The sequence below is a fragment of the Bradyrhizobium sp. genome (genome assembly GCF_016219575.1).
Taxonomy (GTDB): Bacteria; Pseudomonadota; Alphaproteobacteria; order Rhizobiales; family Xanthobacteraceae; genus Bradyrhizobium.
This window is the reverse complement of record NZ_JACRMG010000020.1, coordinates 73,590-87,646: the sequence shown is the minus strand read 5'-3', so window position 1 is coordinate 87,646 and position 14,057 is coordinate 73,590. Positions and strand designations below refer to the sequence as shown.

Annotated in this window: 12 protein-coding genes and 1 tRNA gene; 1 reads left to right on the top strand and 12 read right to left on the bottom strand. The window is 63.0% G+C overall.

Translation table 11 applies throughout. The annotated features are described in order from the left end of the window. Positions 1-4: 4 nt before the first annotated feature. The 10 genes from HZB49_RS17315 to HZB49_RS17270 all read right to left on the bottom strand — a co-directional run bounded on the left by HZB49_RS17315 (position 5) and on the right by HZB49_RS17270 (position 7,607). Positions 5-418: a hotdog domain-containing protein gene (locus HZB49_RS17315; RefSeq protein WP_291613487.1), complete on the bottom strand. Its 414-nt coding sequence runs from the start codon at positions 416-418 to the stop codon at positions 5-7. Between the two features lie 96 nt (positions 419-514). Continuing rightward, on the bottom strand, positions 515-1,216 hold the full coding sequence (locus tag HZB49_RS17310) for an ABC transporter ATP-binding protein (protein WP_291613485.1): 702 nt from the start codon (positions 1,214-1,216) through the stop codon (positions 515-517). Next, the gene (locus HZB49_RS17305; protein WP_291613484.1) at positions 1,203-1,991 is read right to left on the bottom strand and encodes an ABC transporter ATP-binding protein; all 789 of its coding nucleotides are present in this window, start codon (positions 1,989-1,991) and stop codon (positions 1,203-1,205) included. Before HZB49_RS17305 ends, HZB49_RS17310 begins: the two co-directional genes overlap by 14 nt. Beyond that, positions 1,988-2,905, bottom strand: coding sequence for a branched-chain amino acid ABC transporter permease (locus HZB49_RS17300; RefSeq protein WP_291613483.1), 918 nt, complete (start codon positions 2,903-2,905; stop codon positions 1,988-1,990). The genes HZB49_RS17305 and HZB49_RS17300 overlap by 4 nt, the downstream gene beginning before the upstream one ends. 28 nt (positions 2,906-2,933) lie before the next feature. Continuing rightward, entirely contained in the window at positions 2,934-3,806 is an 873-nt protein-coding gene (locus tag HZB49_RS17295) for a branched-chain amino acid ABC transporter permease (RefSeq protein ID WP_291613482.1), read from the bottom strand. Positions 3,807-3,890: 84 nt separating this feature from the next. Further along, on the bottom strand, positions 3,891-5,048 hold the full coding sequence (locus tag HZB49_RS17290) for an ABC transporter substrate-binding protein (protein WP_291613481.1): 1,158 nt from the start codon (positions 5,046-5,048) through the stop codon (positions 3,891-3,893). A gap of 73 nt (positions 5,049-5,121) precedes the next feature. Continuing rightward, positions 5,122-6,285, bottom strand: coding sequence for a hypothetical protein (locus HZB49_RS17285; protein WP_291613479.1), 1,164 nt, complete (start codon positions 6,283-6,285; stop codon positions 5,122-5,124). Between the two features lie 4 nt (positions 6,286-6,289). After that, a complete protein-coding gene (locus tag HZB49_RS17280) occupies positions 6,290-6,586 on the bottom strand; it encodes a metal-sulfur cluster assembly factor (RefSeq protein WP_291613477.1) in 297 nt (98 codons plus the stop codon). A gap of 109 nt (positions 6,587-6,695) precedes the next feature. Further along, the gene (locus tag HZB49_RS17275; protein ID WP_291613475.1) at positions 6,696-7,328 is read right to left on the bottom strand and encodes a nuclear transport factor 2 family protein; all 633 of its coding nucleotides are present in this window, start codon (positions 7,326-7,328) and stop codon (positions 6,696-6,698) included. 191 nt (positions 7,329-7,519) lie between these two features. Beyond that, positions 7,520-7,607, bottom strand: a tRNA-OTHER gene (locus tag HZB49_RS17270). A 198-nt stretch (positions 7,608-7,805) separates the two neighbouring features. Here HZB49_RS17270 and HZB49_RS17265 point away from each other — a divergent pair. Next, a complete protein-coding gene (locus HZB49_RS17265) occupies positions 7,806-8,750 on the top strand; it encodes a tripartite tricarboxylate transporter substrate binding protein (RefSeq protein ID WP_291613474.1) in 945 nt (314 codons plus the stop codon). A 574-nt stretch (positions 8,751-9,324) separates the two neighbouring features. Here HZB49_RS17265 and HZB49_RS17260 read toward each other — a convergent pair. Both HZB49_RS17260 and HZB49_RS17255 read right to left on the bottom strand, forming a co-directional pair. Continuing rightward, positions 9,325-9,699, bottom strand: coding sequence for a hypothetical protein (locus tag HZB49_RS17260; protein WP_291613472.1), 375 nt, complete (start codon positions 9,697-9,699; stop codon positions 9,325-9,327). Between the two features lie 88 nt (positions 9,700-9,787). Further along, a complete protein-coding gene (locus HZB49_RS17255; protein ID WP_291613470.1) occupies positions 9,788-14,023 on the bottom strand; it encodes an RHS repeat-associated core domain-containing protein in 4,236 nt (1,411 codons plus the stop codon). Between the last annotated feature and the right edge of the window lie 34 nt (positions 14,024-14,057).

Here is a 14,057-nt window from a genome sequence, read left to right as displayed (position 1 = left end):
GCGATTATCCCGCCTTGACCGCCCGCTTGGCGGCCTTCGCCTTCAGACGGTCGATCGTCTTGCCCACGTCGACCACGAAGCGGCCATGCGTTCCGCTGCAGATGGCCTCGATCTCGTCCTTGGCCGACACGTCGAACGAGACCTTGCGTCCCTCGACCGCACTGACCGTGACCGTGATCTCGACCTTCATGCCGAGCAGGGTCGGCGCGACATGCTTGATGGCGATGTCGGTGCCGACCGAATCCTCGCCGGCGTCGCCGTACTCCAGCAACAGGTCGCGGCAGGCGTGCTCGATATCGCGCACCAGATAGGGCGTACCGTAGACGCGGCCATCCTCGCCCATGAAGCCGATGCTCCGGTCACGATCCACGCTAAGCTGGCTGGTTCGTGAAACCCCGGGACGGAGGTCCGCCTTCATCGCCGCTCTCCCTCGCATTGATATGTGTTGGTTTCCAATTAGATTGATATTGCGAATTGATCTTCTTGACCGATGTCAACGGCCGGTCGCATTTGCTCAGATTCCCAGATACGCCTCCCGGACCCGTTGATCGTTATGAACGTCGCCGGCATTTCCGCTCAGTGCTATCCTGCCTGTTTCCAGCACATAGGCGCGATCCGCGATCGCCAGGGCAGCGCCTGCATTCTGCTCGACGAGCAGAATGGTCAGGCCCTCGTGCTTGAGCGAGCGGACCACGGCGAGCACGTGATCGACCAGATTGGGCGCAAGGCCCATGGACGGCTCGTCGAGCAGCAACAATCGCGGCTTCGCCATCAAGGCCCGTCCGATCGCCAGCATTTGCTGTTGCCCGCCCGACAGCGTGCCGGCCGGCTTTTCCCAGAACGCTTCGAGCATCGGAAACAGCTGAAGGACGCGCGCAAGGTCCGCCTTGAGATCGCGCGAGCGGCGCGACCAGGCGCCGAGCCTGAGATTGTCCTGCACGGACAGCGGGTCGAACACCTGGCGGCCCTCCGGCACTTGCGAGATGCCGGCCGCCACCCGCGCGTGCGCGGGCAATTGCTCAATCGAGCGGCCCTCGAACCGTATCGTGCCGCCGGTGATCGGCTGAACGCCGGAGACCGCATGCATCAGCGTGGTCTTGCCGGCGCCGTTGGCGCCGATCAGCGTCACGATTTCCCCGGCGTCGACATGCAGCGTCACGCCGTGGAGAACCTCGATGCGGCCATATGCACTCCGGACGTTTTCAACCGAAAGCACGAACCGCCTCCTTTGCACCGTGATCGCCAAGATATGCCTCGATCACCGCGGCGTTGGAGCGCACCTCCTCGGGCGTGCCTTCGGCGAGCGTCCGCCCCCTGGCAAGGACATGAACGCGGTCGGAGATGTTCATCACCAGGCGCATGTCGTGCTCGACCAGCATCACCGTAATCCCGTCCCTGACGAGGGAGCGGATGACCCGATCGATCTCCTGGGTTTCCACCGGATTGCAGCCGGCGGCAGGCTCGTCGAGCAGCAACAGTTTCGGGTCGCTGGCGAGCGCACGGGCGATCTCGAGACGCTTGAGCGCGCCATAGGACAGCGAGCCCGATGCCTGTCCGGCGTCATCGGCAAGCCCGACGCGGGCGAGTGCCGCCAGAGCCACTTCCCGCGTCGCCGCATTTTGCCGCCTGACCGACGGCCAATGCATCAGGTCGGCGAGGATCCCCGTGTCTTCGTGGCGGTGGTGGCCGACCATGACATTTTCCAGCACCGACATTCGCAGGAATATCTGCAGGTTCTGGAAGGTTCGCGACAATCCGCGCCGCGCCAGGCGGTCGGGCTCGAGGCCTGTTACGGTCTCGCCGGCAAAGCGGATGCTGCCGTGGTTCGGCGTGTAGATGCCGGACACCAGGTTGAACAGCGTAGTCTTGCCGGAGCCGTTCGGCCCGATGATTGAAAACACCTGGCCGGCTTCGACGGCAATGCTGACCTCATCGACGGCCCGCACGCCGCCGAAGCTGACCGAAAGCCGCTCGGCCTCCAGGATCATCATTTGCGCCACCCCGCCAATGCCACGGCGAGCGACGGCACGATGCCGCGGCGCAGGAAGATCATGAACACCATCACGATGAGCCCGAGCAGCGCCTGCTCGTAGTCGTGAAAGACGGTAAGCACCTGCGGCAGCACGACCAGCACGATGGCGCCGACCAGGGAGCCGACGATCGATCCCATGCCGCCGAGCACGACCATGGCGACCAGTTCGATCGAACGGAGGAACCCTGCAGCGTCCGGCGTGATGTAGCCGTTGAACAGCGCGAGAAACGATCCCGCTACCGACGCGTAAATCGCCGAGATGACGAAGATTGCGAGCTTCTTGCGCGCCACGTCGATGCCGAGCACGCGTGCGGCGATCTCGCTGTCGTGAATGGCTTGCAGCGCGCGCCCGGTCGGGCTGTCCATCAGATTGAGCGCGAGCACAAATCCGGCGACGAATGTCGCGCCTGCGATCCAGTACCACGTCGTCGCCCCGCGCACGCTCCAGCCGAACAGCACGAGCCGGGGAACGCTCATTCCATCCGGTCCGCCGGTCCAGCGCGCCTCGTTGGTCAGAACGATTGCCAGCAGCAATCCCAGCCCGAGCGTCGCGACGGCGAGATAGTGTCCCTTCAGCTTCAGGATCGGCCGGCCCACCAGGAAGGCGATCGCGCCCGAGAGCAGCGCGCCGCCGAGCAGGCAGAGCCATGACGGCATTCCGAGATGGACGGGACCAATGGCAACCGAATAGGCGCCGATCCCGAGAAAGCCGGCGGGACCGAGGCTGACCGGGCCGGCAAAGCCCATCAGCAAATTGAGGCCCACGACCGCGAGCGCGAACACGAAGACGAGCACGCCGATGCGGTAGTAATAGGCCGACGGAAACAGCAGCGGCAGGATCGCGATCAATGCCGCAATCACGATCGCCGGCATCAATCGGTTATCGAGCAGCGCGCGCAACCTACACCCGTTCGACTTTGGCGCGGCCGAACAGGCCTTGCGGGATCGAAAGCAGGACGGCGAGGATAATCAGGAAGGCGACCGCGTCCTTGTAGTTCGAGGAAATGTAGCCGGCGGCGAATGCCTCCATCATCCCGATCAGAAGACCGCCAACCACCGCCCCGGGGGCGCTGCCTATCCCGCCGAGCATCGCCGCCGCAAACCCCTTCAGGGCCAGCAATGTCCCTGCATCGTAGCTGGTCAGCGCGATCGGCGTGATGAGAATGCCTGCGATTGCTCCGATCGCCGCAGAGACCGCAAACGAGAGCGCCACGACGCGCCGCGTATCGATGCCGATGAGCCGCGCCGCGAGGCGGTTGGCTGCGGTCGCGATCACGGCCTTGCCGAGCAGGGTACGCTCGATGAACAGCCAGAGCACGGTCACGATGACGGTCGCGCTGGCCAGCACGACAAGGCTTTGCGGCAGGATCGCCGCCCCGCCGAACTGGATCGGATCGGCGCCGAACACCGGCGGCAGGCTGTGGAAGCGCCGGTCGAACACGATCTGGGCGACACCGCGCAGGAAAATGGAGGCGCCGATCGTGATCATGATCAGTGCGACCGGGCTCGCCCCGCGCGCCGGCTCGATCGCAAAGCGATGCAGCGCCACGCCTATGGCGGTGGTCGAGACGACGGCGATGAGCGCGGCGAGCGGCAGCGGCACGCCGGCAAGCGTCACGAACACCGTCGTCATCCCGCCCAGCATGACGAACTCGCCCTGGGCGAAATTGATGATGTCCGACGCCTTGTAGATCAGCGTGAAGCCGAGAGCGACCAGTGCGTAGATGGCGCCCACGGTCAAACCCGACGAGATGAATTGAAGCAACTCGGCCATCGCTCGAAAGGCCTCGTACGGGTTGGGTTCAACCGCAGCAACGAAATGCGGGCGGGCCCCTCGAGGCCCGCCCGCTGTTCGGTCTCAGGTATCGGGGACCAGCGTCCAGTCGCCGCCCTTGATCTCGAGAATCTTGAACGCCGACAGATCGAGCCCCATGTGATCGGTCGCCGACATGTTGACGATGCCGCCGGTCCCGACATAGCCCTTGGTCCGCTCGATCTCATCGCGGACCTTGGAAGGGTCGGCACTCTTGGCGCGCTGCATCGCCTCGACCAGGATCATGAAGCCGTCATAGGCATGACCGCCGAAGGTCGAGACCGCCTGCCCGGCTTTCGTCTGATAGGTGCGCGAATAGTTCTCGACGACGGGCTTCTGCTTGTCGCTGTCCGGGAGCTTGCCTGCGATCAGCAGCGCCGCCGCGGGCAGCCGCACGCCCTCGGCCGCGGCACCTGCAAGTTCGATGAACTGCTTCGAGGCCACGCCATGGCTTTGGTACAGCGGCAGCGCGATTCCGAGCTGACGGTAGTTGCGCGTCACGATCGCCGGTCCCTGGCCGAAGCCCGGATTGACCACCGCCTGCACACCCGCCTTGTTGCGGATGTTAGTGAGCTGCGGCGTCATGTCGCTGTCACGCGGCCCGTAATTCTCCTCGATGGCGACCGTGATGCCCATCTTGGGCGCCACCGCGACGCACTGATCGCGCATTGACTTGCCGAACGCGTCCGTACCCGAAATCAGGGCTATCGTCGTCAGGTTGCGCCGCTTGAGATCGCCGAAGATCTTTTCGCAGGCCATCTTGTCGGTGTGCGGCGTCTTGAACACCCATTTGCGGACGGGCTCGACGATCTGAATGGCGCCGGCGAGCGAGATGAACGGAATCTTGGCCTCTTCGAAGATCTGCACCATGGCCATGGTGGTGCCGGTGGTGCTGCCGCCGACCATCGCGACGACCTTGTCTTCCTCGACAAGGCGGGTGGCGAAGGTGCGGGCGTTGTCGGCGCTGCCGGCGTCATCGTAGACCACCAGCTGCAGCTTCTGACCGTTCACGCCGCCCTTGGCGTTGATCTCGTCGACATAGATTTCCAGCGTCCTCTTCTCGGGATCACCGAGAAAGGATGCCGGCCCGGTCACCGACAGGACGGAGCCAATCTTGATCTGGGCCGATGCCCGATCGCCGGCACTCAACAGTGCGATGCAGCCAACAGCGGCGGTTACGGCAAAGCGTTGCAATGCACCCATGGGATCCCTCCGCATTTGAATTGTTATTGTCTGGATGCATATCAGACAGGCGGAAGTCGGCACTTGACCGAATTCAAGGCACAGGTTTACGGGCCGCCGCCTGTTCACCGCCAATGTTTCGACGGCTCGCTGCCGCACCGCGGATCAACGCAGCCGCGAATGTCACGATCGCCAGCGCGGTGGCGATGCCGCTCCACTGCCGGGAGAGACTCCACTCGCCAAGGCCGCCGGCCATTCGCATCGCGAGCGAGCCGTGCAGGATCGCGAGCGGCACGTAGAGCAGCGGGCTGTAGCCGATCCTGAGCCGGATCACCGCCGGCAGGATAATGAGTGCATGTCCGAACACCATCGACAGCACAAAGCCGATCAGCACCGCGTGAAGCACCATGTCGTAGCGGAACGCGGCGGTGGACGACGGAAGAACCACCATGAGGCCGCCGGAAATGCCGAGCCATGCATAGCCCGCAAGCATGCAGATGGCGAAATATCGCGGCGCTCCCTTCATCCGTATGTTGCGGCGCGCGATGTCGTGGCGCAGCAGCCAGATCGTGCAGGCGAGCAGTCCGAGGCCGTAGATGCGCCCACCCGTGTCATCGGCGAAGCCGATGCAGGCGCCGGCGCCGATCAGCGCGACGGAAATCACAAACAGGACCTGGCTGCCGCGCCGCGGAGGCAACAGCCGGCTCATCTCGAGCCGCTCGCCGCCGATCGTCAGTACCAGGAAGGCGAGCCACCAGCCAACGACCGCGGGAATCGCTTCGCCGGCGAGCCACAACGCACTACCGATCCCCCACGACAGCGCACCGAGCAAGAGGACGACGGTGAAGACCGCGGGCTGCACCCGCACGATGAGGCCCGACACGATGGCGAGGAAGCCGGCGGCCGCCAGATAGAATGTCGCGCCGAACCACGGCGGCGCCCCCGCCAGCAGCGCGAGTGTGCCGAGGCCGGAAAGGATCGGCGCTGTATAGGCAAAACCTTTTCCGAACGCGACCGCACGCTCCAGACCGATCACCGTTCCGAACAGGCCGGAGATCATCAACGGCCCATGCAGGGCGGCGAGTCTCGCACCATCGGGCACATCCCAGCCCAGGCGCCACAGGCCGCCGGCAAGTCCGGTGATGAGCGCAACCGGCGCAACGGCAAGTGCAGCAAGCCTCAGCCACCACCAGTCCGGCCGTCCCTGCACATGCGGCACCGGATCGATCGGGGTTGCGGAAGGCGGTGTGGCGCGCATGGGATCACATCGCAAGCGATTCCCGCCCTTGCAGCGTCATCATGTCCGGCGTCCAGGCCGGATCCCACACGAGACGGACTGCATTGCGCACACCGGGGAAGCGCTGCGACAACGCCGCCCTCGCCTCCTCCAGGATCATCTCTCCCAGCGGACAGGCGCGCGTCGTCATGGTCATGTCGACGTCTATCACGTCGTCCGCACGCTCGGCACGATAGACGAGGCCGAGATCGACAATGTTGATGCCGATCTCCGGATCGACGATGCCGCGCAGCACGTCCAGAACGTCAGGATCCAATGCCATCGCAGAGCCCTCGAAACTGATCTTCAATAGCACCTGCCGGCCGCGCCTCATTGATACAGCACAAATCCGGCTGCCACGACAATTTGCCGCGACCGAGCGCGTCCGACCGTCAGAGCGGTTTGCCCGCGAGCCAAGCTGCTCCGCGGGCGTACAGTGCCTCGACCTCCGGCCCCTTGAGGCCGGGCATGTCCCGCTTGACGGTGTAGCCGATACGGGTCTGCAGATAGGCGAGGTGACGGTAGCCAACTGGAAACGCCTCAAGCAACGCGCGGTCGAGTGTCGGCGCGGCCCCCGGCGTCACCAAGTCCATGCGATCCTTCTCGTAGATCGGTTGGCGCAACACGATGCCCCAGCGATTGCCGCGCTTCTCGAGGAAGTCGTAGAAGCGCCCGGTGCAGAGCACGTCCACCTCGACACCTTCGACGACGGCCCGCTGCGAGATCGTCATCTTGGTCTGGGAGATCGCCCGGTGACCCGCCAGGTCAATCGAGATTCCGCCCAGGAAGTGCAGGATGCTGACCCCCTTGGCCCAGCCTTCCTTGCTGATGGCGATGAACTCGTCGCCGGTGCCCTGCGTCCAGGTCGCCATCATGCGCCCGTCCGGGTGCCAGACCGTGCGGAAGCGCTCCCAGTCGCCCGCATCGCGCCACAAGACCCAATTCTGCAGCAACTCGCCGATCAGACGACGGTCTTCGATCTCGCCCGCCGATTGCACGCTTTCGCGATGATTGATGCCGCCCATGAGACCCCTGTGCTTCAGTTGATGAGCCAGTTCTTATATGCGCACGAATGCGATCAACGATGGAGGCTTTCGATCCTCGCTCATTCCGCGAAATCTCCCGACGACAAACTGCTGTACTTCAGCGCTCCTTGGGCGCTGCCATCATACACTAAGTTGCGGGGGGCGCACCTTGGCGTGGGAGATCGCAGGCTTGGTAGCGGGGAGGGACTCGAACCCCCGACCTCAGGATTTCAGCACGGCCTGCGTTGTCTCAAGTTCGTCCGCCGTGACCTGACCGCTGGCGGAATTGACAAGCCAATTTGGCAAAACGGAATTCGTCGGGCAAGCCATGCTGACCCGTCATTGACATGCGTGCGTCCGGCAAAATATCGTTCGCCACGCTCGGTCGATCCTCGATCTGTCCGACTTTCCTGCAGTACCATCCGTCAGAGACCGGAGGATGAAATGACGTCCCGTATTCTCGCAAGGCTCGCCGTGATGGCGGTGACGCTCGGCTTGCTTGCTGGCGCTGCGGTGGCGCAAGAAAAGTGGCCATCCCGGCCCGTGACGGTCATCGTGCCGTTCGCCGCCGGCGGCAACACGGACGTCATGGCGCGCATTTTCGCCGAGCAACTGACGAAGCGGCTTGGCCAGCAGTTCGTGGTCGAGAACCGGGCCGGTGCAGGCGGGGTCAACGGCCTCCACGCGATGACGCGCGCGGCGCCGGACGGCTATACCGTCGCGGTGGCAACCTCCGGCGGAATCGCCATCAATCCGTTACTGATGAAGGACAAGATTCCCTACAACGTCGAGAAGGACTTCACTTACCTCTATGGCATGGCGGCGCAACCGAACATCTGGATCGTCAACCCGTCCGTCCCGGCCAAGACCATGGCCGAGCTGATCGCCTGGTTGAAGGCGAACCCGGATACGCCGTATGCGACATCCGGCCCCGGCACGACCCAACATATCTGCGGCGTGATGCTGGAGGACGCAGCGGGGGTCAAGATGACGGCAGTTTCCTACCGCGCATCAAACCTCAGCATCCAGGACCTGATCAGTGGTCAGATCCGGCTCGCCTGCGACAACTTCGCCGTGGCGTATGAGCAGGTGAAAGCGGGCACGCTGCGTGCCGTCTCGGTCACGTCGCTCGGGCCCTATCCGCTCGCCAAGGAGATCGAGCCGACAGCTGCGACCCTGCCGGGCTTCGAACTGATGCCGGCGTTCGGCTGGGTCGGCCCCGCCAACATGCCGCCCGACATCGTGAAGAAGCTCATTGAAGAGCTTGTCGCGGTCGGCAAGATACCCGAAGTGCGCACCGCACTCGAAAAGTTTGGTGTACTGCAGACCGAACTGCCCGGCCCGGCCTACGCCGATGCGCTTGCCAAGGAGCGTGCAGGGTATGCGCGTGTGATCGAGCGTGCCGGGATCAAGGTTCCCTGAGGGCCGGACAAATCGCAGCTTTGGTAGCGGGGGAGCGCTACCGCCTTTCCCCACACCAACCAAACCTACGATATCTCATCCAATCTTTCGCATGAGGCAATTAATGCAGCGGGCTCAGCTCTTATGCTCTCTGGTATGGGCGTTGAACGGCCACAAGCCCGAGACTCGGGCGAGAGCGGCCGAAATCGCTGAAATTCGAATCGTGGCGTATGTTCGGCGCTAGCCCCGTATGATGGGACTGTAGTCTGTAGTCGTCACAGTCAACAATCTCAAAAAGGAACGCCCAGCCATGGGCTGGGCCAGTTCCGGCGGTCCGGAGTTCCTCGGGAGCTTTCGATGGGGTTGAAAGCGCGACGATGTCGCTCCTGGCAACAGTCTTATTCGACAGGCATTGGACCATGTCCTCTGCTCGGAGCCAGCTCAACTAGTCAAAACAGGTCATCTTTGGTTGACCGCAGTCCCCGGATTGGCCCATCAGCACTTCAACACCCGCTCATCGTCTCATAGACCTGATCTCGCCACGCGGCGACCGAGCCCTTTTCAATTTGTCGTCTCAGGCGAACCGCCGTCACCATCATCGCGGCGCAAACGAGATTTTTCCCTTCACGAGATCCTCAATGAGATATGCAAGCTTCTTAGACCTTTGAGCACCGATTCCCCAGAAAACGCAGCGAACCACCTGAAGAGCCGCATCAACGTCATGTTTCGACGCCGAATCTATGTAGCACTCCAAGGCCTTCACCGGCGACTTCCTGGTGCCGTATCCAACCTCATAGCTTCGCGCGAGGTCGAACGAGGCATCCGCTATGCCAGCTGCAGCGCTCATCTTCAGCAAACGAAATGCCTTCGCCCGATCGGCCTTCAAAACGACGCCGTGAATGTACCATGTGGCCAGCGCATAAGTTGCCCTGCGATCTCCTTCCCTGTGGCTTTTCCGAAGCAGCTGCACAACGCGCTCGTTGTTTCCTTCCTTGACAGCAAGTTCGAATGCTTGCCGATACGTCGAACGCTCTCGATCATTAGGCTTCAACCTAAGATCACTTGTCGCGCGGCGGCCACGGCCCTTTCCAATCTGGCGGGGGCTTTCTCGGTGGGTCGCGACGCTGGTCGCCTTTCTCGCCGCCGTAATCCTGGTCCTTTCGCGCTTGACCCTTTTCATGATCTTCCCTCGATGATGGGCGTTTGTTCTTATCATGCTCCGCTGCACAATACACGTTGCCCGACGCGCAAGGATCAGCAGGTGGCGCTTTCGGGTGAGACGGTGTTGAACCAGAACCTGATCCCGAACCGCCTCCTTGGCAAGCTCCAGCGTACCTGCAAGCCAGGTAAGCTGATCCTATTGCTAAGCCATCCATAATAATTGGTATAACAATCGCGTAGTTTCCGCTCGGATCGTTCAATTGCACAGGATTGTTGGCGACATAGCGATAGAGATTACTGTCGCCGCCGGCCAGTCCGATTGGATCCTCCGAGATGAAGCGTCCCCAGGTCGGATTATAGTATCGGTTGCGATAGTTGAGCAGGCCGGTGCCGTCATTCTCGCGACCAGTATATTGGAACGGACTATCGGACGCCGTACCAGTCACCTGAGCAACACCAAAGGCGTCATAGCCGTAAGTGGTTTGCACCGAGCCAGAGCTCACTAACGCTACAGTTGATCCGAGCGCGTCTGTGAGCAAGGTCGCACCGTTGCGCGAGAAGCGCTCGTCGACGCCAAGACCAAGGACCACGTCGGCACTCGGGCTGCCGCCTTGCTGTTCCTGCGCGACGTCCCAGCCGTCGTAAAGGAAAGACGTCGCGGTGCCGCCGCGCGTCGCCGTTTGGCGTCGCCCGGATGCGTCATATACGAAACTCGCTACGCCCGTGATTCCCGTCAGGCGATCACGCGCGTCCCATGTATAGGAGCGGACTCCGTCACTGGTCAGATTGCCGTTGGCATCCCAAGTCGGGTTAGCCGTCACCCCCGCTGCGGTGCGCGCCGTCAGCCGGTTGGCTAGGTCATAGGTCGCGCTGGTGACTGCGGCCGGCAGAACCGACTGGAACAACGTGCCGCCTCGCGTGGTGATACGCCCGGCCAGATCATAAGTGTAGGTCAGCGTGCCAAGCGTCGTCGCACCGCTCGCATAGGTAATCCCGGTAAGCTGGGAGGCTGCGTCCCAGTCATAGGAGGCAGTTACTCCGCCCGGCAATGTCGCAGATGTTCGCCTGTTCGCATTATCATAGCCAAAGGCGACGTTGCTGCTACCTTGGACAATTCCGGTCAGACGGTTAGCATTGTCGTAGCTGTATGTGACCTGCGCCTGAACGGCCGCTTGCATGGTCAACCGACGACCGGCAGCATCGTAGGTGTAAGTTACAGTCCCTTGCGGCGTCGTCTCACTGAGAATTCGGTCGAGGCCGTCATAGCTGCGCGTGATCGTGCCGCCGAGACTGTCCTGCACCTGGGTCAGCCGCCCTCCAAGGTCCCAAGTCAAGGAGACTGTGCTGCCGTCCGCATAGCTCGCCGTGAGCGGACGATTCAACGGATCGTAGCTCATCGACCAGGCCTGCCCCTTGCGGTCGGTGGCCGCGAGTGCGTTCCCCATGCCATCGCGCTGCGTCACGGTGCCGACGCCGTTCACCGCATCCGTGCGGGTCGCCAGAAGCGTCAGCGCATCGTAGGTGTAGGCGATTTGGCCGCCGCGTGCATCGGTCACGCTGGCGAGCTTGCCAACGGCAGTATAGGTATTTGTGACCGACGCGCCGTTGCCATCGACAACCTGCTTCAATCCGTTGATTGCGTCGTGCACCCACTGGACTACACCCCCTGACGGGTCGGTCGCAAACAGGCGCCTGCCTATCGCATCGGTGTGATAGGCTGCGATCCGCCCGAGCGGATCCGTCACGGAAACCAGGTCACTGTCCGGACCATAGCCAAACTGAATGACATGGCTGAGCGGATCCGTCACCGTCAGCATCTGTCCCTTCGCATTGTAGGTAAATTGCGTCGTGTTACTGAGAGGATCGGTAATGCTGACGACCTGCCCCAACCCGTCGCGCTGAAGCGCGGTGATATGGCCGAGGGGATCGGTGACACTCGTAGGACCGTTGAACGTGTCGTAAGTGTAGCTCGTCGTCGCTGCGTTCGCGGTGCCTGCAAGCTCGATGCTGCTCAGCACGTTACCGTTGGCATCGTAGCTGCGATCAGTGCGCCGTCCGAGCGGATCGGTGATCGAAACGGGAAGATTCGAGACTGGATCGCGGGTAAAGGTCCATCCGGCCTCTTGCGGCGTGCCGGTGGCCGATCGATCCGTCAGGACATAGCCTGCCGCATTGAAAGTCACCTTGCGCACATAACCGCGCGGATCCGTGACATCGGTCTCGGTGACCTTGCCGTTGCCATCGAGCGTATAGGCGAACTGATAGGAGGTGCCATCAGCCGACACCTGATTTGTCAGCCGGTCATTGGCATCGTAGGTGTTGGTGAGGAAGGTGATGCCGCGCGCATCGACGATGGTGTGCATGCGGTTCGAACTATCCCAGGTGTAGGTGGTCACACCTCCGTTGGGGTCTGTCACGGTCGACAGGCGTCCCTGCGCATCATAGACATAGCCGACCGTGCGGCCGATATTGTCGACCGCGCTAGTGATGCGACCGCTGCCGTCATAACTGAAGCGGATGTGCTGCCCGCTTGATGAACTCACCTGAACGATGTTGCCGCTGTTGCCGTTCGAATAGCTGAGCGTGATCTTGTTGCCGAACCGGTCCTGCATGCTCTGCATGGGCGCGTTGTCGCCGAACACAAGCACCACCCCGTCGGTCCGGGTCAGGTTCCAGCCGTTGCCGTTATATTCAATACGAGAGCGATAGAACACTCCCGGCGTATTGGAGATGAAGCGTGCAGTCGTAAAGGCGTTGTCGGCCGGGTTCGCGGGGTTGATGATGCGGTTGTAGTGCACCAGGCCGCCGTCGGGCATGATGAGGTCGACCACCTGGTATTGATTCGTCGAATGCAGTGCCGAGGAATAAGGCAACGACATCCCCACGCCGAAGGCGCGACGATTGTAGTCCCCGGGCCGGTAGGTTCGCGTCACCGCCAGAGGCAGGATGCCCCCTACGCTGAGATCCGTTTGCTGCTGGACGAAGAATCCCGTTGCCAAATCCACGGGGTCGCCGTCATTTGGCGGCGGGCCCTTCGGTGGCGGAGGATAGTTCGGTGGCGAAGGCGCTTTTGGCGGCGTCGGACCGATCGGCAACGGCGGCGGCGGCATCGATGGCCCGGGGGGCGGAGGCGGCCCGGCCTGCGGCGGCACACCTGGGCCTCCGTTGAACATGGCCCCGGAGAGCGCATAGATCCGCGTACCCGGATCGGGCACCACCTGTCGACCATCCGCCGTGACGGTACCCATACCGTAGGGCGACCAGCCGAAGCTGTCCGGCTCGTAACGCCAGAACAGCCCGCGCGCCTTTGGAAGCTCATTGTTGAAATTGGGATAGACCACCTGCGCGCCGAGCCACTCGCCGTCGACGCTGCTGATGACGGCGCCGCCGGGCTGCGCAGTGAAATACACCGGCACGCTCACATTGCGGGGCAATGGAAACGGCGGACGGTTCACGGGGACCGGCGTCAAGCCCACGCGTCGCACCACGTCGCCGTCAATGCCGGTCAGCACGGCTCCCTTGGGAATGCGAAGCTCCAGTCCAGGCACTGCGGGCGTGCGCACGACCGCGTCCTCTGCAGCGGGAGCAGCCAACGCGACGTCATGCTCATGATCGATGCGCGGCAGCCAGCTCACCCACGGAAGGTGCGTGGTGCGGCCTGCCTCGGCGTGGATTCTTGCTTCATAGATTCCGTGATCGACCGCTTCGGACGCTCCCTGCACCCGCGCCTTGCGCCCATCGATCACCAGCACGCCCGCGCCTGGCGCAACGTTCTCGAGCAGGAACAAGCCATCCCGGTCGGTTTGCGCGCGCACCGCCCCCAGCCGCAGCACCACGTCCGCCAGCACCGCGCCGTCCGTTGCCAGAACACGTCCGGCTACGGCCGTCATCCCGTCCTTTGCGCTACGCAGCGGCGGGCTGCCCGCCGGCGCCGGATCGGACGGCTCGTCGCGCTGCGAACCCATCTCGAGCTTTGCAGCATCACCACGTGAAGTCGCAACTCGCGAGTTCTCGACATTCGCCGCCGCGCGCTTGGCGATCGCGACTTGCTCTGTCGATGTCGCCGCCGCATTAGCGAGCGGGATCAGCCCGGGCTCGATACCCAGCACCAATACAAGCAGCCACCGCAGCAAGATGCCATGCAGGCTGGCGGTGCTCGTGGGGCCC